The following is a 20,155-nucleotide window of genomic DNA, read 5'->3' on the forward strand; positions in this document are numbered from 1 at the left end:
TGTATCATAATTTTGACAATTGGAATATCGAAATTTGACACTTTTTGCTTTTAATTGGAAAGGCCGCAACCTACTTATGACCCGGGACGAAATGACTGGTTTCCATGCGAATTAATCCATCTGTTCTAACTCTTTTTCCTCGAGAGCTTTCATTCTTTTGCCATACGCGATTCTAGACAAAAGTACGCTTAATTCATAGAGAAGAACTAGCGGCACCGCTACCAGCAAATCCGATACGACATCCGGCGGGGTAACCATTACACCGATCAGGATCAGGATAAACCAAGCAACCTTGCGCATTTTTTTGAGAATAACAGGGTTCAGAATCCCAATTCGGCTCAAAAACAAGATAACTAGCGGAAGCTCGAACAACAGCGATATCGGAAGAAGAATGTTGAACAGAAAGGAGAAATATTGAGTAACGCCGTAGGTTTGCTCCAAACCCAAGTTATTCGTAACCTTCTCAGTGAACAGGAAAGCCATTGGGAAGACGACAAAATAAGAAAAGGCTAACCCGATTAGGAACATGACCAGCGCCCATGGCACAAATTGCAGCGTGGCTCTCTGCTCCTTCGCCCCGAGCGCAGGCCGTACGAAAGACCAGAGCTGGAACATAGCGAACGGAATCGCCACGATAAACGAAATCAGAAACGCGAACTTCATATATAAACCAATAGCGTCCCAAGGTGAAAAAGCGTGAAGATCCAGATTATCTACCGGAGCGGCTTCCACCAAATAATCGAATACAGGCTGGGAAAAGAACAATCCGACAACCAATCCGAGCACGAATACGATCAAGCTATAAATAATCCTTTTGCGCAGCTCGCCGAGATGCTCCGTCAACGGCATCCACTCGTCATCCCGCAACGGAGCCGGTCTTTCCTTCATAACCTCCACCTCCTCGACAGTAACTTATTATGAATCCGTTACAACAACAGGGCTGTCCCTCGACGCAAAATAGGCTTTTGCGTCGAGGGACAGCCCCTATGCTTTCTTGACAATCCCTTTTACTCCGGGAGACGCCGCTCTGTTTTCGGTTGCTGAACCTCTTCGGAGGAAACCTCCGTGCGACGTTCTTTAGGCTCGTCCATCAATTCGTTAGCGCCTTTCTTGAACTCGCGCAGCGTCCGCCCGAATGCTCTTCCCAATTCCGGTAGCTTGTTAGGCCCGAACAACAGCAAAGCGATCAAAACTAGCAAAATAATTCCTGAAGCACCAATTCCACCCATGCTAATTCCTCCAATTCGTTTATAAAAATTGCGGGATCATTCAGCAGCGATAAAGCCCGCCGTATCCCAATCCGATAATATCTTCCTTCACGATCGTATCTCCAGCCAGAACCCTCGGCAACAAAACGTCAAAAGAAGTATAAGGGTCGTGCATTACGCAGCCAGGCAACCCGAATATCGGTACTCCGCGCAAATAGCCGAACAGCAACATCGAACCCGGCAACATCGGCGTGCCGTAGCTTACAATGTCAGTGCCCGCTTGCGCGATAGCTCCGGGAGTACGATCATCCGGGTCTACCGACATGCCGCCTGTTACGAGTATCATATCATACCCTTGTTTCAGGAAATAGTGAATTTCATTGACAATTGTTTGTCTATTGTCGGGAGCGAATCGTTGCTCGGCTATTTCCGAGCCTAAGCTTTCAAGCTTTGCCTTGACCGCCGGTCCGAACTTGTCCGTGATTCGACCCGAGAACACTTCCGTACCCGTCGTCAATAGCCCCGCTCTCATAGAACGAAGCGGTCTTACGCTTATTGGCGCGACACCATTGCCGCTCCGGTAAGCGGCTGCCAATCTTTCGACTTCCTTAATCTTCCTATCGGGTACGATTAACGGGATGGCCCTCGTCGCCGCCAACCCTTCACCGGGACGAACGACACGATGGTGGAGGACGGACGCGAGAGCAATCTCTCCCAAACGGTTAATGTCGTCGACGACTTCGCGAGCGATGCAGGCTAAGCCGATGATGTCGGACTTAATCGACACTTTGCCTTCATGCGGTTCCCCGAATGATGCATGGTCTCCGCACAACGCAACCGCCATTCGAAGCGCGGCATCATCTTCGTGCAGATCGGAATCCGCTAGTTCGATCACATAGAGATGCTCCTTGCCGATATCCTTAAGCTTCGGGATGTCCTCGATGGCGACGACATGCCCTTTACGAAACAGCCTGCCTTTGAATTCCCCAGGCACGATTTGCGTCAAATCGTGAGCCAGCACTGTTCCTACCGCGTCTTCGACCTTGACTTCCCTTAATACGGAAGAACTGATGACGGTGGATCGATCCTCCGAAGGCAACCCGGACGTGGACGTCATTGCTCTTGTCCTCCGCGCAAGCCTTTCACCTGATCCAAAGCTTCCGGCAACATATCCATTACGGCCATGAGATGTTCATGGACGCCCTTCGGATCTCCCGGCAAATTCAGAATCAAAGTTCTTCCGCGTATCGCGCATATTCCTCGGAACAGCATCCCATGCCGGGAGCGCTGGGTAACGGAAGCTCTCATCGCTTCAGGAATTCCCGGGACGATCCGTTCCGCGACCATGAGCGTCGCTTCCGGAGTCACATCCCGGATCGCAAGCCCCGTTCCGCCCGTCGTCAACACGAGATCCGCTTGATAATAATCCACCATTTCGATCAAAGCCGCGCGCAATTCGTCCTTATCGTCCGGCACGATCCGGTAATCGATAATATCACCGAACAATTCCTCTTCAATTAATTCGCGAATGACTTGCGCACTCGTATCCTCGCGTTCTCCTCGCGAACCTTTATCGCTAGCCGTCAATAAAGCGACCTTCCAACGCATTTCTTCATCCCCCCGCACCCATGAGTACGACTTTATCTTGATCTATTTTACACTGTCACTCTGCCGCCAAGGCGTAATCGCCGCTCTTACCGCCTGTTTTGATTAATAGCTTAATCGGGCCGATAACCATATCCTTCTGCAGAGCCTTGCACATATCATAAACGGTCAAAGCAGCCGCGGAGACTGCCGTCAACGCTTCCATCTCCACTCCCGTTTTTCCTGTCGTCTTTACTTCCGCCGATATCGTTAACGTGTCTTCGCCGTTGTCCGAGAATTGGATGTTTACCCCGGTTAACGGAAGCGGATGACACATCGGGATCCAATCCGCAGTTTTCTTAGCCGCTTGAATACCCGCGATTTGGGCAACGGCCAGTACGTCCCCTTTGGCAATGGAACGATCCCGAATCCGACGCAACGTCTCCGCTGCCATCGTTACGCTGCCTTCGGCAACCGCTACTCTCGCTGTCACCGCTTTGTCCGTGACATCGACCATTCTAGCACGACCCTGTTCGTTAAAATGCGTCAACTTATCGTCGGAATGATCCATTATGTATTCCCCCTATCTAAACCAAATCATCCGTTCATCCGTAGCCAATCCATGTAATCGGAGATCGTGCGGCTCAATAGGCAATGGTTCCGATACAACCTGGTCGGCGAACGCAAATCCGATCCATATCGTCCCCTCGCTGTTTAACCGTTGCCTTTCCGCGTACAAGCGATCATAATAACCGCCGCCGTATCCTAATCTTCCGCCTTGTATGTGATAAGCAATGCCTGGCACGAGCACAACATCGAGCGGTTGCGTTCTTTCTATTAAAGATGTGCTCCGTGGATCCGGCTCCGGGACTCCCCATCTGCCAGCAGTCCAGTCAGACAATGCTTCGACCTTGCGCAGCTCCATTCCTTCTTCTCCAGGCTTAATTCTTGGAGCAAAGGTCTGATCCCCGTATTCCCAACAAGCTTGGAGCATAGGCAGCGGCGAAGCTTCCGATCGGAAAGGCGCGTACACGCACAGAGCTAATGGACGTTCCAGCAAAGTCCGAATCGGGCTAAGCACCTCTTGTTCGACTATGCTACATAAGGTTGCGGAACGCTTATCCCTCATCTCTGCCGATAATCCGTCTCTGATGATCGTCATTTGGCGACGCCACTGAGCTTTCTTGTCGGCCAATCCTCCCGTTTGTTCCATAACTTGCAAGCCTACCTTCTAAATTCCGTCAACAACTATTTTCATTTTATCATTGAATGGCTATTTTCGCCAAAGAATAACGACTTGGACATGACTTACGCATTTACGGTACACTTGGAGGGTATGGACCAAAAGAACTCGTCGGAGGGATCCCTCTTGTTATTACAAGCATCCAGCATTACTAAACATTATGGCGTTACTCCTGTATTGGACGGAGTCTCGATGCAGATTAACGAACGCGACCGTATCGGCCTTGTCGGCGTTAACGGAGCTGGCAAGTCTACATTCCTTCGCATTCTGGCAGGGGAGCTGAACGCCGATACCGGCTCGGTCTCTAAACCAAGAGAGCTTAAAATCGGTTATCTCGCCCAGAACGGCGGATTGCAAGGCCATCGTACGATCATGGAAGAAATGAATTCCGCGTTCGGTCCTTTGCTTGAGCAGGAAAGACACTTACAAGAACTAGAAGCTCGAATGTCAGACCCTCAAGAGCTGGAAAACTCGGTTCGATACGAAGCTTTGCTCGCCCAATACGCAGACGTAAGCGAGAAGTTCCGGGAGAATGGCGGATTCGAAATGAAAAACCGCGTTCGCAGCATTCTCCACGGAATGGGCTTCGGAAGCTTCGCGCCTGATACCGAAGTCTCCTCCTTAAGCGGTGGACAACGAACAAGGCTTGCGCTTGCCAGATTGTTGCTCGTTCAACCCGAGCTTCTCTTGCTCGATGAGCCGACCAACCATCTGGACATCGATACGTTAACTTGGTTGGAACAGTATCTCAGATCATACGCGGGAGCAATGGTTATTGTGTCCCATGACCGCTACTTCCTTGATGCTACCGTTACGGCCATCGTGGAGATCGAGCGTCATGCGGCAACCCGGTATACAGGCAATTACAGCCGCTTCATGGATTTGAAAGCCGCCGCATTCGATCAACAGCTTAAGCTCTTCGAACAACAGCGCAAAGAAATTTCCCGCATGGAAGATTTCGTGCAGCGCAATATCGTTCGAGCTTCGACGACGCGCCGCGCGCAGAGTAGACGCAATGCCCTTGAACGAATCGAGAGGTTGGAGAAGCCGAATTCGCTGCGCCAAGCAAGCTTCTCATTTACAACGGAACGCCGCAGCGGTAAAGAAGTCCTTAGGGCCATTAAATGTTCCGCCGCACCTAAACCCGAGATGGCTCCTTTATTTCAAAATGTTAGCTTCGAGGTCAAGCGAGGCGAACGAATAGCTCTTCTAGGCCCTAACGGGGTCGGGAAAACGACCTTGCTTCGGGCGCTTATCGACAAGCTTCCCCTTCGTTCCGGGGTAATCGAATGGGGAGCCGGCGTCTCGCTTGGTTACTATGATCAAGAACAGCGGGAGCTTAATCCGGCCAACACGGTGTTAGAGGAAGTTTGGAGCGCCTTCGCCATGCAGCCGGAAGCCGAAATCCGCACCGTCCTTGGCAACTTCCTGTTCAGCGGCGACGATGTTCGCAAGAAAGTAAGCGCCCTAAGCGGCGGGGAGAAGGCGCGGGTCGCTTTATCGAAGCTCATGCTGCTTAAAGCGAACGTCCTATTGCTCGATGAGCCGACGAACCATCTGGATCTGATGAGCCGCGAAGTGCTCGAAGCCGCTTTGGACGAATATGACGGCACTTTGATCTTCGTCTCCCATGATAGGTACTTCCTGAACCGGATTGCCGATCGAATCGTCGAAATGGCTCCGGACGGAGCCCAGCATTTCCTAGGAAATTATGACGAGATGGTAGCGAAAAAGGAGGTAATGAAGGAGTGGGAATCGTCACAAGCCGACAATTCCTCGTCATCCGTGCAGCCTACCGTCAGCAACTACGAAGCGGATAAGCAAGCGAAGCGCGAGGATCGGGCACGCACGCGCAAGCGCGAGCAAGCCGAAGCCGATATTGCTCGGTTAGAGAACGAGCTCGCCGCTCTCGAGCTCGAAATGGCTTCACCTGAGATGAGCACCGATTACGTCAAGCTGCGAGAGAAACAAACCGAAGCGGAACAGAAGCGCGAGCTTCTGGATGAAGTTTATCAAGCCTGGGAAGCCTTAATGGAAGAATAAACAAAAAAAGCTGGAAATATCGTTATTCACATAGTTATACACAGCTTGCGTACAATCAAATGAAGTTGGAATGGATTAACATCCCTCTGAACTTGTTGATACGCAAGCATTTTTTTGTCGTTTTTTGCGGATCGGTATCGTTTTCCACTAACTTATCCCCATTATCCACACTTTCCACACACAACCTGTGAAAAACTCATCCCAAATTTCAAATTGTTACATCGTTGTTATACCAACTACTTTTGGGGTTTGTCCACATTATACACATGTGCTGTGGATAACTTTGTCCACAACTTATTTAACACGCTTTTTGGAAAAAAAAGAGCCATCCCTAAGCCCTGTTAATGGCTTAAGGATGACCCTTTCTAGGGGTGAGGATAGCCCGGTTGGCTTCCCTATTCCCCGTCAAGTCGGATAATCGCTAACCTTTCCTCCCAATGTACAGCAAATGGGATGAGGTGCCCAGAATATACGGGCTTTCGGATGCTTCGATGAGAAGCTGTAATACTCGACAGTACTCCCCTTCTCCTCTCAACCGCCAGTAGTCCCATTGTTCGGCAGACATACCGCCCGCAACACTGCTGGAGCCGATTAGTTTCACGCATTCAAAACCATGCGATTCCATAAAAGGCTTGATCCCCTCAATGTCGTAGTAATAAGCTCCCGTGAATCTTCCTTCGTCTTTGTGATTAAATGCTCCCGTCTGAAAAAACTCGGTTAATCCCGCCGCCGAATCATTCGGTTTCCAAGCTTCCGGATAATGCACGGATGTCGTAAAGAGCCTTATTCTCGACATGAAGGCAACGAATACGACGCCCCCCGGCTTCGTAACGCGGTATAACTCTTTTGCAGCCCGACTTCGATCCTGAGCCTGTTGCAAATGGTATAGCGGTCCGAGCATCAAGCTTGCATCAAATTCTCCATCCGAGAACAGGCTCAGATCTCTTGCATCCGCCACATGAAATCCGTCAAATCGTGAAGCGACGCCTGCTTCCTCTGCTTTGAGCTTCGCAATATCCACAAGCCGAGGCGTAAAATCGGCCAGCGAAACCTGATAACCTCGCCTCGCGAGCTCGATCGAATACTTCCCCGGACCCGCCCCGATATCTAATACCCGGCCGTGATTAGGAAGATGAGATTGAATGTGATGGCCATTCACGAGAAATTCGATCGGTTCGCGATCTAGACGCCCCCATTCATCGAAGTGGCTGTAATACTGAATGACCTTATCCAATGGATTAACCTCGCTTTTCGCCCACTCATCCGTCACTCGCCTGATGCTTCCTGACGAGCCTCTCTCATCTTGCGGGCCATCATGACGCCGTTGACCGCCGCTACGTAAGCTTTCGCAGCTGCCAGAATGATGTCCTTGTGGATTGCCGTACCGATGTTTCTCTGCCCTGCGCTAATGACGGTGACCACGGCTTCGCCGGAAGCATCTTCCCCCGTGGACAAAGAATGAAGCTCAAGATCCTCGAACACGGCGTCAACCGGCATCGCCTCGCGGATGCATTGGATGACCGCTTCAAGCGGACCTTCCCCGGCACCGGTGTAAGTGCGCTCTTCTCCATCCTCCGAACTGAAGATCGTCACCGATGCGATCCGAGAGCGGTTGGAACCTGCCAATACTTGCAGATCAACCAGGGAGTACGGCTGAACGATCGTATCGGTGGATTCCCCAACCAATTGCATCAGGACGTCGTCCGTAATGATCTTCTGCTCATCCGCTTTTTCCTTAAACCGGTTATACAAATCCTCCATTTCGGAATCGCCCAGCTTAATGCCGAATTCGGATACCCTATGCTTGATCGCGTGGCGTCCAGAGTGCTTGCCCAGAATAATCATGCTGCGCGGGATGCCCATCGCTTCCGGATCCATGATCTCATAGGTGTTGCGGTTTTTTAGCAAACCGTCTTGATGGATGCCCGACTCGTGCTGGAAAGCGTTACGTCCGACGATAGGCTTATTGTACGCGATTGGGAAATGCATCGTACGGCTAACCATACGGGAAGTTTCATAAATGTGTTCAGGTGCTATTCCCGTCTCTACGCCCATCGAATCGCCCCGGGTTTCGATCGCCATGACCAGCTCCTCCAGAGAACAATTGCCTGCCCGCTCGCCAACGCCATTCACGCTGACCTCGACTTGGGTAACGCCATGCCGGATAGCAGCCAAACTGTTCGCGACTGCCAATCCCAGATCATTATGGCAGTGGGTACTGTAAATAACACTGTCTCCCCCGCGTACGTTCTGACGAACCCGGGTGAACAAAGGACCGAATTCTTCAGGCAGCGCGTATCCCATCGTATCCGGGATATTGATGATCGTCGCGCCTTCCTCGATAGCCGCTTCGACTACCCGGAACAGGAATTCTTCGCTCGAGCGGGAGGCGTCCATCGGAGAAAATTCGATCTGATCGACGAATTGTTTCCCGTAGGAGACCATTCCGCGAAGCATCTCGATGACTTGATCCTGCGTCTTGCGCAGTTGAAAGTCGAGATGGATTTGCGACGCGGATATAAACAGGTGAAGCCTGCGGCGCGCGGCGTCTTGGGTAGCGTCTACGGCGGAATCGATATCCGCCTTGACACATCGCGCGAATCCGCATATTTCTACGTTTTGCAGCTCGCGGGAGATTTGCTGGATAGCTTGAAATTCCCCCGGACTCGATATCGGGAAACCGGGTTCGATAATATCAACGCCCATACGTGCCAATTGGCGGGCGATAACGATCTTCTGTTCAGGTTTCATAGAAGCGCCAGGCGCTTGTTCTCCGTCTCTAAGTGTCGTGTCTAATATTTGAATGCGGCGTTTAGCTGCCGTCGGCGTTACGATTACGTTTGCGTTGTCATTAATGTTTGTCATAGGGGTTAACCTCCTTAGATTTCATCCCATTAAGGGATGTCGGATCCATCCAAGAGAACGACAGACAACTTTACCCGGCAGTGATAAGTGCGCTGCCTACAGCCGCCGGATAACGCAAAAAGCCCGTCGTCTCTTAAGGCTAGAGACGACGGGCCCATAGGCCGCCGCGGTACCACTCTGCTTGGAGGGGTTCGTCTTCCGACGGACGAACGTTTCCTCCCACTTGTGCGCCGTCTTCGACCTTTCGGTAGATCGAAGATGACGAGCGCCCTATATCGGGGGCCAACCGAATCGATGTACCTGAACCCGGCCATGATCCGCACCGTATTCCTTTCCACCGTTCCGCTCCCGGGCGAGTTCGGTTCCTCTTCGGCTGCGTCGCACCGACCCGCAGCTCTCTGCTCCCGAGGAATTCCTACTACTCCCGTTCATTGCGTATACAAATATAAAAGCCCACCATCTCTATATAAGAGACGGTGGGCTAAATTAGCCATCCGCGGTACCACTCTCGTTGATATTTCCTTCAGCCATTCAAGCTCGGCCGGAAATATCCGCTCGGACCTGATCACGGGGGTTAACCGTATGAATGTACGCATCGGACATCTCGGTCCGAATGTTCCACCCATCCGCTCCCAGGCGAGTTTCAGGTTCCCATCTACTGCGTTGCACCGTCCCGCAGCTCTCTGAATTCCGGGTTTGCCCTACTGTTCCTGTTCTTCGCGTTTCGAGTAAATATGTTCCCCGTGGGGATTGGTACTTATTATATTCACCATAAAATCATCTGTCAACTCATGATTCCAAAAAAAATTCTGAGAAACCGTTATACAGACCAATCCTCAAGCGACAAGATCGGTTCGGCCTTGAGGTCCAAGGAAGAAAATTGACCCCGACGCCACTTCAGGTCGGCAGCCGCCGCGATCATCGCCGCGTTATCCGTGCATAGCTTGTTCGGCGGAATAAGCAAAGGCAAGCCCATTTCCTCGCACAACGAGCTAAGCCGTTCGCGCAAGCCGCGATTCGCCGCGACGCCTCCGCACAGAAGCATCTGGCGGGCGCCGAATTCCTTGGCCGCCTTGATCGCTTTGCCCGTTACGACGTCGATGACCGATTGTTGAAATCCTCGCGCCAGAGCGGAGAAGTCCGGAGACTCCCCTTTCATTCGCGAGCGGTTTATTTCCGATAGAACCGCCGACTTCAAGCCGCTGAAGCTGAAATCGTAGCTATCCGGCTCGAGCCACGATCGAGGAAGAACGACTTCCTCCGTAGCTTCCTGCGCCAGCTTATCCACGTATGGGCCGCCTGGATAGGGAAATTGCAGCGCTCTCGCCACCTTATCGTAGGCTTCTCCTACCGCATCGTCTCTCGTCCTGCCGATAATTCGGAACTTCCCTTCCGATTCAAGCAGAACAATCTCCGTATGCCCGCCGGATACGACAAGGGCAATGGCCGGATAGACGATGTCACCAATAAGATGATTGGCGTAAATATGTCCCGCGATATGATGGGTACCGATCAAAGGGACGTCTAGAGCAAGAGCCACGCTTTTCGCGGCGACGACACCGACCAATAACGCGCCGATAAGACCCGGTCCCTGCGTAACCGCGACCGCATCGATATCTTCCAAGCTTGTGTTCGCTTCGCGAAGCGCTTCTTCCAAGATGATCGTTATGCTCTCCACATGTTTGCGCGAAGCGATCTCGGGTACGACGCCGCCGAATTGTTTATGCGTCTCGATCTGACTCGAGATGACGTTCGACAATATTTCCCGTCCGTTGCGGACGACCGCGACCGAAGTCTCGTCGCAGCTTGTCTCTATCGCTAACAGCACGTAATCGCCTTTAGGCGAATCCGCCGATGTGTCTCTCTGTTCGTTCATCCCTGTTCCCCCTCTGACGCCGCCGCAAATTCCGAATGATCATCGTCTTCCGACACTAGATCGGCCCACATGATAAGCGCGTCCTCCATATTATCGGAGTAATAGGCAGGACGGACTCCGGAAGGCGAGAATCCCATTTTACGATATAAGGACTGCGCCCTTTCGTTGGACACCCGGACTTCAAGCGTCATGCGGCGAGCTCCGAGATAATGGGCGGTTTTCATCAATTCGCTGAGCAGCGATCTCCCGTAGCCCATCCCTTGAAATTGTGATCTTATCGCGATATTCGTCACATGCGCCTCGTCGATGATCAGCCACATTCCTCCGTAACCGATGATGTCGTTATCCGATTCCATGATCATGTATTTGGCGAAAAGATTATTCGTTAACTCGTTGCGAAAAGCTTCTGCCGACCAGGGAGCCGTAAAAGCTTCCTGTTCGATTTCCACGATCGCGCCGATATCGTTTAAGTTCATCAAGCGGTAGTTCAACATGTTACTCTCCCCTTGAAGCCGCAAGCAGCTTCGCCTCCGCTTCCGCCAGTTGCGTATAATTAGGTACGAATGTATGGATATCAGCTCGTTCACCTTGGCGAAAACGAATTTCTCCAAGCTGGCCAACGGCTTCCGCGTCCATATCGAAGCTCATCGTCCGCAAGCGAGCTCCCGATTGCTCCGCAAGTTCGATCGCGGACTGATGAACAGCGAGGTCCCCGACAAACCAAACTTCGGCAACCTGCGAATCCGTCGTAGCTTCTTCCTCGATCCTTTTCGCCCAATCCGCAATCAACCGAATGCCATCCGAATCGATCCTACTCCATTCCCCTGAGGTCGTAGCCTCGTAACGGGAAGTATAGACTTGCCCGCGTCTAGCATCCATGACGGGAACGATCCAAATTTTGCGTTCGTCAGCCATATATTCATCGGATTTCTGAAGCGAATTCCACGCTCCGAGCGCCAATGATTCCAAGCTGGATACGCCAACAAGCGGCTTGTTCCATGTCCAAGCTAACGTCTTGGCGACCGTAACCGCGATGCGTACTCCCGTATAAGATCCTGGACCTTGTCCAACGGCGATGGCATCCAAGTCTTTGCTTTGAATTCCGTTGCGGCTCAGGAGATCCTTGATCTCGGAGAGGATTCTTACCGAATGATTGCGCTCCGTAAAGGAAACAGTAGAATCCATCCTCTCCCCATTCCTCACGATTGCCGCCGCGAAAGCTGCCGTCGAAGTATCGAAGCTCAGCACCGTCACCGCGCTATCCTCGTTCTTTTTCTCAACTGCCTTCATGCTGTAGGCTCCTCCTTCTCATTCGGTTGCGAGATGAACTGGCGGCACCACGATTCGTACTTGCTTCCGACTGGACGGCAAGTAATCTTACGCGATTCCGGTCCCGTCGTCTCTATGAAAAGATGTAATCTGTCCGGTGGCAAAATCGGCTCTATGAGAGATGCCCATTCGACCAATGTCACGCCATTTCCATGAAAATATTCATCCAATCCAAGTTCGTCAGCTTCCTCAAGGGACAACCGATAGACGTCCATATGATAGAAAGGGAACACCGTCCCCTCATATTCTTTAATAATTGTATAAGTAGGGCTGTTAACGATTCCCTCAACGCCGATCGCAGCCGCGAACGCCTGCGCGAAACGCGTCTTGCCGGCGCCCAAATCCCCGTCCAAAGCGAGAACGTCACCCGGACCCGCGAGTTTAGCCAGAGCTTCGGCGAATTGAACCGTACTCATCTCCGTTGAAACTTCTCGAACGTAGTGAACCGTAGAATCGCTCTTGTCATTCCGTTGCATGCTGTATGCTACCCCTTCGGAAAATGATTATAACCCCGCTTGCTAATCGGCTTACGTGCACCGGATGAAGTTTCCATAACGACGCCTGGCGGCCCTTCTTCCACTTCTCCTATGAAGAACAAAGGGATGCCCTCCGCGCGAAAATGTTCCTTCATCGCAAGCTCATGCTGCCGTTCCGCCGTGCCGAGAAGAACGTAATCTTCACCGCCGTACAATACGAATTCCAGCGGATCCAGCCCATGATCGCGCGCGTATGAGACGAGCTCTCCTGAAAGAGGCAGCTGCGTTTCCTTCAATCGCAGTCTGACGCCGGAAGCTTCGGCGATCTCCCATGCTTCGCTAGCCACTCCGTCGCTTACATCGTTAAGAGAAGCCCCCCAACCCTGTTCCAGCAATATCCTTCCCGCTTTCACGGAGGGTGCGGGACGTTGATGGGCTTGTATGAGTCTAGGTGATAGGGAGGTTATTCTAAGGTGCTCGCTAGGGTTCGGTTTAGCGGTTTTCCCCATTAAACCGTGAAGCCCTCCAGCCGATAAGCCTGTCGGTCCGGTCAGAAAAACCAATTGTCCCGGTTTAGCGCCGTCACGGCGTATCGCCCGGCCAGCTTCAACCGTACCCATTACCGTCACCGACACGACAAGCTGCTGCGGCGAGGAAGTCGTATCTCCTCCGATAACGGCCACTCCGTAACGCTCGGCGCATTCATACAATCCATCGTAAAAAAGCTTCATCCGTTCAGAATTCCATGACGAGGGTACGCTGACCGAAACTAGAGCAAACTTCGGAAGCCCGCCCATCGCCGCGATATCGCTCACGTTTGCAGCCAGCGCTTTGTAGCCGACATCCGCCTCGCTCATCGTCGCATCGAGAAAATGTACTTCTTCTACCATAGTATCGATGGCGAGAAGCCATTCCTTAGACGATGAGCCGACAACCACGGCCGTATCATCGCCTATCCCGAGCGTAACGCCGGCTTGAGCGAGGAACTCCTTGGACTGGCGATCTTGCGTCCAGGCGCGAATGCGCTCGAATTCGTCCAATGGCAGCACGTCGTTTCCCCTTTTCGTCATTTTGTTCCTTCATTATATCGGGGTACGCCGGAACATGCAAAGACCCGTAAGGCTTATGCCGAACGGGTGTTATGCGATTTCTACCTACCAAGCCCCGTCTTCACCCTAAGATTGGCATACCATGATTAAGTTATCGTCAGGATCCTTCAATATAAAGAACGAAACTTCTGCGTACGTTTCCAGTTCTCCGTGGAACTCCATGCCGCGATTGGCAGCATAGTCATAGGCTGCTTGAATGTCATCCGTATCGAACATGAACAGATACTCGAACGGATCTTGCTTGAGATAGCGATTATGATCCAATAACAAGTCGGCCCCGCGGGTAACCGGAACGGAATAAACCGATTGTTCTGACGCTCGTTCGTCTAAAGGTACTCCTAACAGATCCACATACCATGCTGCGCTGCTACTCATCTCTCGTACGTTGATAAACGCGCCGCTTATTCTAGCGAGTATCGGACTGTTAGACTTCGGAAGTCCGTATTCTTGGTTGTCCTGCGTCCAGCAAACCATGCTCGCGTTGCCTTCCGGATCACTGAAATTGAAGTAAGACATCCCGTCGTACCGGTTCGGATCAGAGAAGACATCCGCCTTCCCGAGAAGATAAGCATGGGCTCTATCGATATCCCTCGTCGGGAACATCACGAAAGGCTTCTCTTGTCGCCAATTAGGATTGCTTTGATTGCCGGAATTCGAGTCGAGCACTAATCCCGTCCCGGGCAGATCGAACCAATATACCGGCCCGCCGTTCAGTCTCTCCTCCCGTAAAGGCAATCCCAATAATTCGCTGTACCATTCGGCGGCTCTCCGCAGGTCGGTAACGTGCACGAATAAGCTAGCTATCCGATTCTCGATCGGCAATTCTTGCTTTCTTCGTATCGGGAACCACAGCTCCATGATCGAATCCGGGTTATCATTTCCCCGATAGCGCTCATCGTACAGCTCGAACAAAGCGCCAGTTCCCCGCCAGTATTCGGAATTCGGGAGCCAGTTTTCTTCGAAAAACCGATAGGCCGCTCCAATCTCGTCGATCGTCCCTCGCCGCTGCACGACGCAATACAATCCTCCGGGAAACGACTGCCCGATCATATTCTCCGGAATATCCTCCATTGCCGTTACGCCTGCTCCTGCTATGTAATCGAAGGATTGGCCCGGTGCGTAAGCTTCATCAATTAGACTGATTCCATAACATCTACCTTCAAAATGGCGAATTTCGTTTCCACGAGGGTTAAATCGAAGCCAGAGTTTGCTGATCTCATTTTCCGAAGTTACCGTATCATCCTCAGGGGTATAACGGATCTTCTCGCCAACAACCTGAAACGGGCCTTTCCATGCAATTCGGACTTCGAAACTCATCACACAGCTCCTTCGCCTAAGTCATTCTTATTTTCCATAATACGAATGTATATTCGCCTTTTTGCCGAAAAATCCTTCTAAACGGATTATGAGAATTATATTATTAATAGATAAAAATCGTTGTAACAGCAGTAAAAATGGCGGTTTTCCAATTCCGCATGGCATTATTTATGAAATGAATTCACCGGATAGAGCTGATAGACTTTGAGATATTCCAAGCCTAAGTCCAACACGGACACGGAGAAACCACCTTTATTGGGGTGAAGCCGCTATACACGCGGCAGGGCAACTTTTGGCTCTAACCCGTCAGCTAACTCCGTAGGCAATCAAAGGGAGGAACATTAGTAATGAACAAGCGCAATTCGAAATCGAAAGGTCTGAAGAAGACTCTTATATTAGGTACGTTAGCTCTTGCAGTTGCCATTCCAACAGGCGTAGGCGCAGCATCTGCTGCAAGCACGACGGGAAGTAGCAACACTTACACGGTTACGAATATATCTCAATTGTCTAGCCGTCTTGGCATCGATTTCAATACGATTCTTCAGCAAATCATGCAAGGCAAGTATCCGGTAGTATCGAATCCGGGTACAGGCACGGGTACAGGCAATACCGGAAACAACGGAAATGTGACTACGCCTAGCAAACCTACAACACCTAGCAAGCCTACTACACCAAGCAAACCTACAACACCTAGCAAACCTAGTACGGGAACGGGGTCCGGCACGGGGACAGGTACTGGATCTGGCACGGGTACTGGCTCGGAAACGACTGCTACTTCCGCTTATGCAAACGAAGTGGTTACGCTCGTTAACCAAGAGCGTGCGAAAGCCGGTCTGAGCGCTCTGAAAATGTCCAATGCGACTTTGACGAAAATGGCGCTGGATAAAGCCAAAGATATGTACAACAACGGATATTTCGACCATAACTCGCCGACATACGGCTCGCCGTTCGACATGATGAAGCAATATGGAATCAGCTACCGTTACGCTGGCGAGAATATCGCTAAAGGACAACGCACACCGCAGGAAGTCATGACCGCGTGGATGAACAGTTCCGGTCACCGCGCTAACATTCTTGGCGCGAACTTCACGACGATCGGCGTCGCTTATTACAATGGCGTGTGGGTACAAGAATTCATTTCCTAGTATTCATTATCTTTAACCGTCTTACACGAGTCCAATCTTACCGCAATGCGGTAAGATTGGGCTCTTTAGTTTATTTAAGTAACTGCTCAGTCGCGCTAAACTCCACCAATCGAGCGTTTTCTCCTTTTTAACACTGCCCAGGCGCTTTATTTCCCTCAATTCACCCATTTTCGCCGATTTAGCACTGCTCAGCCGCCTTATTTCCTTCCAATCGCGCTTTTTCTCCCATTTAACACTGCCCAGCCGCCTTATTTCCCTCCGATCGAGCGCTTTCTCCCAATTAACACTGCCCAGCCGCCTTATTTCCCACAAACGCCCAAATGTGTAATGTGTAAATGTAGTTAAAACAAATCAAAGAAGGGCCCGTCCCGCTCGATCAAGGAATGAATCCTTAGCGGGACTGACCCTATGCGTTAACTTATCTTAAGACTTTAGAACATCATGGTCGACATATCTGTCGCCGTTGATCTCGCTAATGACGTTAATAGCGACTTTCGCGCCATCTCCGGCGGTAATGATCGTATGCATGCTAACCCCGGCTACAGTTCCGGCAGCCCAAATGTTGTCTATACTTGATTTGCCTTCCGGCGAACATTCGATAATGGTTTTAATGCGCGGCTCGGTGCCCGGCTTCGTGCGAACGCCGCTTGCCTCGGCCAGATCGACGAGCATGCCCGTAGCGAGAATGACGTGGCCCGCTTCATACGTTTCGCCATCCGTCTCGATCGTAATGAATCCATCGCCCGCAGTCAGCTTCGTTGCTTTGGCCGCTACGAATTCCGTACCGAACTTAGTGGCTTGCTTCTTGCCGATCGCAACCAGATCAGGCCCTGTAATTCCATCCACTCCGTAGTGGTTTTCCACCCACGCGCGTTTTGTAACGCTTTGATCACTGTCGATCACGAGCGTCTTCTTCCCTGCTTTTGCCGTGAAAATCGCTGCACTTGCGCCTGCGGGACCCCCGCCAATAATTGCGATATCGTACATAACAATCACTCCTTAAGGGATATAATGGAACTTACTTCATTGTAGCATGTCCATATCCTACTTTCAAAAAGTAAGCCCATACGGCGGCGATCGTTATACCCGATACGACTTAAGCGACATAGCGCAATTTAATGCTCCTTCAACCGTTCTACGCCGACGGTCTGCGTATGGGTCGGACTTTGCCCTATCTGCACGGTAGCAACTCCATTCTCGACGTCCACCTTCTCGATCCAAACCGACGGCCCGTCATCCAGTTGAACCGCAATATTGTCGGAAGAATCGTAAATTTCCTTCGCTCTCTGAGCATTCATGGTGTGTCCTCCTCCATGGTGCCTGTTGACGACTCCGAAATTAATCCGTTATGAAGAGTGACTTGCCCTCCGCCTAAACCTTCATTGACCATTCGATCGACATCCATATCGTAGACGTCTCTTCCTTCATGGATCGAATCCCTGCTCGCTTGCACATTTTGTTCCGTATCCAATCATGATCTTCCTTCCTATAGATAGATTTATGGCCTTTTCCAATATTCCCTGCCCGATTGATTTCCATGCGGACTGGGAACCTTAAAGGGAAAGTAAAGCCGCAAAGGAGATCCTGCCTCATGCATACCGTCTGGAAAGGCGCAATCAGCTTTGGTTTAGTCCATGTTCCTGTCAAAATGTTCACGGCAACCGAGGATAAAGACGTTCATTTGAGGCTCATCCATAAGGAATGCGGCACTCCTATCGCCAACGTGCGAACTTGTCCGCATTGCGAAAAGGAAGTTCAATGGGAGGAAATATCCAAAGGGTACGAGTATGAGAAGGGACGGTTCGTGTTATTCGATTCCGAGGAGCTCGATGCCATCAAACCGGAAAATACGCGGACAATACAGATCTTGGATTTCGTCGATCTGAAGGAAATCGATCCGTTGTATTATCAGAAAGCTTACTACCTTTCGCCGGATCAAGCAGGATCTGGCGCATATAACCTACTGCTTGAAGCGATGCGGCAATCCGGCAAAATCGGCATCGCCAAAATAGCGATACGCAGCAAAAGCAGTCTCGCGGCAATACGCGCAGTCGACAATTGCATCTGTATGGAAACGATGCATTACCCGGATGAAATCCGGTCGCTCCAGCTTGTGCCGAATTTGCCCGAACAGACAACCGTGAACGAGCGGGAGCTCTCGATGGCGAAAATGCTCATCGATCAGCTATCGACCCCGTTCGATCCGGCCAAATATACGGACGATTATCGCATCGGCCTGCAAGAAGCTATCCAACGCAAAATCTCCGGCGAAGGCACCGATATCGTCACTGCACCGGCAGCCGAGCGGACGAACGTAATCGACCTCATGGCTGCGCTGCAAGCCAGCTTGGAAGCGGTCAAACCCGCACAAGCAGCGCCTGCGACTCCCGACAATGACGCGACGACAGGAGATCGGAGCAAAGCCAAGCCTCGCGGTACCCGCGGCCGCAAGAAAGAAGGAGCTGTTCCTTAAACATTCGTTCCCTTAACGGGGAACGTTTGACGAAATTTTATGGCCATCAAAGCGACTTTAATGACTCCAATAACTAACCATATACCTGATAAACTTAGAATCAAGGGATAAACTCCCGGCATTGAATACATTTCGATTTGATATATCCACAACGTTTCATAACTGTAATACAAAGGGAATCCGATCTGGAACAAGAGGATAGCGGCGCTAGTACTACGTCTCAGCCAGCCTCCCTGTCTTATTCCCCAACGTCTCCAACGAATAAGCGAAAAAATGGTGCAAGCTATCAACAACAGGCATATGCTATCGACAATGGTATATAAAAACAATCGTGGGTAGGGGCGAGCTTTCACTGCTTTAACGGTTTGTTCATCGAAAGAGTTGTACAAGTCTCTCCCGATTCGATCCGCAGGCTCAACAGCATCCGGATAAAAACCGACGAAAAGATTATCTCTTGCATTGGTGAACACAATGACGGCCCGATCGAAAACTCTATTCATCATGAGATGGGTTTTGAAGACGTAAGTCGCTCCTCCAAACTCGAACAGCGAATTGGACTCGCCGAGCACGTGCATCACCGATAGAAGATTGAGTACTTGAACGCCGTTGTAAGTACCATCGCCAAGCAACATCAAGATAAAATGCGACCAGTCTTCCAAAGTCGAAACAAGATATCCCGCCGGAATCCATTCCTTCTCATAAGGTTGCGCCATGCTTTTGTTATAACCAAACCAACTGGCATGTCCCTCCGATAAAAAGCCGTCAGGGGCTTTGCTAACATCCGCGTACGTCCGCTTCATCTCGAGCGGATCGAACAAGTAGGTCTGGACGAACTGTTCGTACGTCATTCCGCTCGCGGCTTCTATGATCTGGCCCAGCAGCATGTAGTTAAAGTTCGAGTAATAGGATCTATTCAACTTCTCTTCGTTCCAAGGTACGTTGACTTTGCCCTTCTTGATATCCTCGAACGGGCTAAGGATTACAACCAATTCCATGTCACGATCGTATCCGCTGGTGAAATTAAGCAGATGGCGGACCGTGACTTGGCTCTTGGGCTGTTCCGGCAACCAAGGCAAATATTTGCCGATCGGATCGTCTATATCCAGCTTCCCTTGCTCGCTAAGAATATAGATCGCCGAGGAGGTGATCAACTTGCTGAGCGAGCCTATAATAAATCCGGTTTGCGGAGTTACGACCGTTCCTTCGCTATCCGCGTATCCGAAACCTTTCGCATATTCCAGACGGCCGTTGTCTATCATCGCGACTCCGATTCCCGGTAAATTGTACTTCTTCATCTCCGATTGGATGAATGAATCAATTGTTCCCTGTGCCAGCGAAAGAGCATAAGCCGCAGATTGATTCATTAGAATTCCGCTAAGAATCAAAAAGAAGATCAACAAGTTTCTTTTTCTCAATCGATATCATTCTCCATTCACAATCGACTCTTCAACCCAACCTTTCTATACAATTATTAGGAACTCCTTCTT

General features: G+C 50.9%; 21 protein-coding genes, 1 riboswitch and 1 other annotated feature. Of the genes, 3 read left to right on the forward strand and 18 right to left on the reverse strand.

Features of this window, described 5'->3' with window-relative positions; all coding sequences use genetic code 11:
- Positions 1–111 precede the first annotated feature (111 nt).
- The 6 genes from tatC to L3D05_RS23375 all read right to left on the reverse strand — a co-directional run bounded on the left by tatC (position 112) and on the right by L3D05_RS23375 (position 4,005).
- Entirely contained in the window at positions 112–888 is a 777-nt protein-coding gene (gene tatC / locus L3D05_RS23350; protein WP_239618788.1) for a twin-arginine translocase subunit TatC, read from the reverse strand.
- Between the two features lie 119 nt (positions 889–1,007).
- Complete coding sequence (gene tatA, locus L3D05_RS23355) at positions 1,008–1,229, reverse strand: twin-arginine translocase TatA/TatE family subunit (protein ID WP_239618789.1); 222 nt, start codon at positions 1,227–1,229, stop codon at positions 1,008–1,010.
- A 40-nt stretch (positions 1,230–1,269) separates the two neighbouring features.
- Positions 1,270–2,325 (reverse strand): molybdopterin-binding protein, encoded by a 1,056-nt coding sequence (locus tag L3D05_RS23360; protein WP_239618790.1) that lies wholly within the window; start codon positions 2,323–2,325, stop codon positions 1,270–1,272.
- Entirely contained in the window at positions 2,322–2,816 is a 495-nt protein-coding gene (locus L3D05_RS23365) for a MogA/MoaB family molybdenum cofactor biosynthesis protein (RefSeq protein WP_239618791.1), read from the reverse strand. Before L3D05_RS23365 ends, L3D05_RS23360 begins: the two co-directional genes overlap by 4 nt.
- Positions 2,817–2,871: 55 nt before the next feature.
- Positions 2,872–3,363 (reverse strand): cyclic pyranopterin monophosphate synthase MoaC, encoded by a 492-nt coding sequence (gene moaC / locus L3D05_RS23370; protein WP_239618792.1) that lies wholly within the window; start codon positions 3,361–3,363, stop codon positions 2,872–2,874.
- Between the two features lie 12 nt (positions 3,364–3,375).
- Positions 3,376–4,005 (reverse strand): 5-formyltetrahydrofolate cyclo-ligase, encoded by a 630-nt coding sequence (locus L3D05_RS23375; protein WP_239618793.1) that lies wholly within the window; start codon positions 4,003–4,005, stop codon positions 3,376–3,378.
- Positions 4,006–4,161: 156 nt separating this feature from the next.
- Here L3D05_RS23375 and L3D05_RS23380 point away from each other — a divergent pair, with 156 nt between their 5' ends.
- Positions 4,162–6,078, forward strand: a complete 1,917-nt coding sequence (locus L3D05_RS23380; RefSeq protein WP_239618794.1) for an ABC-F family ATP-binding cassette domain-containing protein — start codon at positions 4,162–4,164, stop codon at positions 6,076–6,078.
- 421 nt (positions 6,079–6,499) lie between these two features.
- Here the strand turns inward: L3D05_RS23380 and L3D05_RS23385 are convergent, their stop codons facing one another.
- From L3D05_RS23385 to L3D05_RS23420, 8 genes are all read right to left on the reverse strand, one after another.
- Positions 6,500–7,312, reverse strand: coding sequence for a class I SAM-dependent methyltransferase (locus tag L3D05_RS23385; RefSeq protein ID WP_239618872.1), 813 nt, complete (start codon positions 7,310–7,312; stop codon positions 6,500–6,502).
- Positions 7,313–7,344: 32 nt separating this feature from the next.
- Complete coding sequence (locus tag L3D05_RS23390) at positions 7,345–8,943, reverse strand: 2-isopropylmalate synthase (RefSeq protein WP_239618795.1); 1,599 nt, start codon at positions 8,941–8,943, stop codon at positions 7,345–7,347.
- 466 nt (positions 8,944–9,409) lie between these two features.
- Positions 9,410–9,670: a binding site (T-box leader), on the reverse strand.
- Positions 9,671–9,763: 93 nt separating this feature from the next.
- The gene (gene tsaD / locus L3D05_RS23395; RefSeq protein WP_239618796.1) at positions 9,764–10,819 is read right to left on the reverse strand and encodes a tRNA (adenosine(37)-N6)-threonylcarbamoyltransferase complex transferase subunit TsaD; all 1,056 of its coding nucleotides are present in this window, start codon (positions 10,817–10,819) and stop codon (positions 9,764–9,766) included.
- Complete coding sequence (rimI, locus tag L3D05_RS23400; protein ID WP_239618797.1) at positions 10,816–11,313, reverse strand: ribosomal protein S18-alanine N-acetyltransferase; 498 nt, start codon at positions 11,311–11,313, stop codon at positions 10,816–10,818. Before rimI ends, tsaD begins: the two co-directional genes overlap by 4 nt.
- 1 nt (position 11,314) lies before the next feature.
- On the reverse strand, positions 11,315–12,109 hold the full coding sequence (tsaB, locus tag L3D05_RS23405) for a tRNA (adenosine(37)-N6)-threonylcarbamoyltransferase complex dimerization subunit type 1 TsaB (RefSeq protein WP_239618798.1): 795 nt from the start codon (positions 12,107–12,109) through the stop codon (positions 11,315–11,317).
- Positions 12,106–12,624: a tRNA (adenosine(37)-N6)-threonylcarbamoyltransferase complex ATPase subunit type 1 TsaE gene (gene tsaE / locus L3D05_RS23410; RefSeq protein ID WP_439647978.1), complete on the reverse strand. Its 519-nt coding sequence runs from the start codon at positions 12,622–12,624 to the stop codon at positions 12,106–12,108. Before tsaE ends, tsaB begins: the two co-directional genes overlap by 4 nt.
- A gap of 8 nt (positions 12,625–12,632) precedes the next feature.
- Positions 12,633–13,694 (reverse strand): thiamine-phosphate kinase, encoded by a 1,062-nt coding sequence (thiL, locus tag L3D05_RS23415; protein ID WP_239618799.1) that lies wholly within the window; start codon positions 13,692–13,694, stop codon positions 12,633–12,635.
- Positions 13,695–13,799: 105 nt separating this feature from the next.
- Positions 13,800–15,050 (reverse strand): VOC family protein, encoded by a 1,251-nt coding sequence (locus tag L3D05_RS23420; protein WP_239618800.1) that lies wholly within the window; start codon positions 15,048–15,050, stop codon positions 13,800–13,802.
- 207 nt (positions 15,051–15,257) lie between these two features.
- Positions 15,258–15,391: riboswitch (cyclic di-AMP (ydaO/yuaA leader) on the forward strand.
- 6 nt (positions 15,392–15,397) lie between these two features.
- Between L3D05_RS23420 and L3D05_RS23425 the strand changes: the two genes are divergently transcribed.
- Complete coding sequence (locus L3D05_RS23425) at positions 15,398–16,195, forward strand: CAP domain-containing protein (protein WP_239618801.1); 798 nt, start codon at positions 15,398–15,400, stop codon at positions 16,193–16,195.
- Positions 16,196–16,618: 423 nt separating this feature from the next.
- Here L3D05_RS23425 and L3D05_RS23430 read toward each other — a convergent pair whose 3' ends face one another.
- The 3 genes from L3D05_RS23430 to L3D05_RS23440 form a co-directional block, all read right to left on the reverse strand.
- Positions 16,619–17,182, reverse strand: coding sequence for an FAD-dependent oxidoreductase (locus L3D05_RS23430; RefSeq protein ID WP_239618802.1), 564 nt, complete (start codon positions 17,180–17,182; stop codon positions 16,619–16,621).
- A gap of 128 nt (positions 17,183–17,310) precedes the next feature.
- The gene (locus L3D05_RS23435; RefSeq protein ID WP_239618803.1) at positions 17,311–17,493 is read right to left on the reverse strand and encodes an H-type small acid-soluble spore protein; all 183 of its coding nucleotides are present in this window, start codon (positions 17,491–17,493) and stop codon (positions 17,311–17,313) included.
- The gene (locus tag L3D05_RS23440) at positions 17,490–17,666 is read right to left on the reverse strand and encodes a hypothetical protein (RefSeq protein ID WP_239618804.1); all 177 of its coding nucleotides are present in this window, start codon (positions 17,664–17,666) and stop codon (positions 17,490–17,492) included. The genes L3D05_RS23435 and L3D05_RS23440 overlap by 4 nt, the downstream gene beginning before the upstream one ends.
- A gap of 120 nt (positions 17,667–17,786) precedes the next feature.
- Here L3D05_RS23440 and ku point away from each other — a divergent pair, with 120 nt between their 5' ends.
- Positions 17,787–18,668 carry a non-homologous end joining protein Ku gene (gene ku, locus L3D05_RS23445; protein WP_239618805.1) on the forward strand — a complete coding sequence of 294 codons (882 nt, stop codon included), beginning with the start codon at positions 17,787–17,789 and terminating at the stop codon, positions 18,666–18,668.
- Here ku and L3D05_RS23450 read toward each other — a convergent pair.
- The gene (locus L3D05_RS23450) at positions 18,665–20,083 is read right to left on the reverse strand and encodes a serine hydrolase domain-containing protein (protein WP_239618806.1); all 1,419 of its coding nucleotides are present in this window, start codon (positions 20,081–20,083) and stop codon (positions 18,665–18,667) included. The genes ku and L3D05_RS23450 overlap by 4 nt on opposite strands.
- Positions 20,084–20,155 lie beyond the last annotated feature (72 nt).

It is taken from the genome of Cohnella mopanensis, assembly GCF_022352055.1.
Lineage (GTDB): Bacteria > Bacillota > Bacilli > Paenibacillales > Paenibacillaceae > Cohnella > Cohnella mopanensis.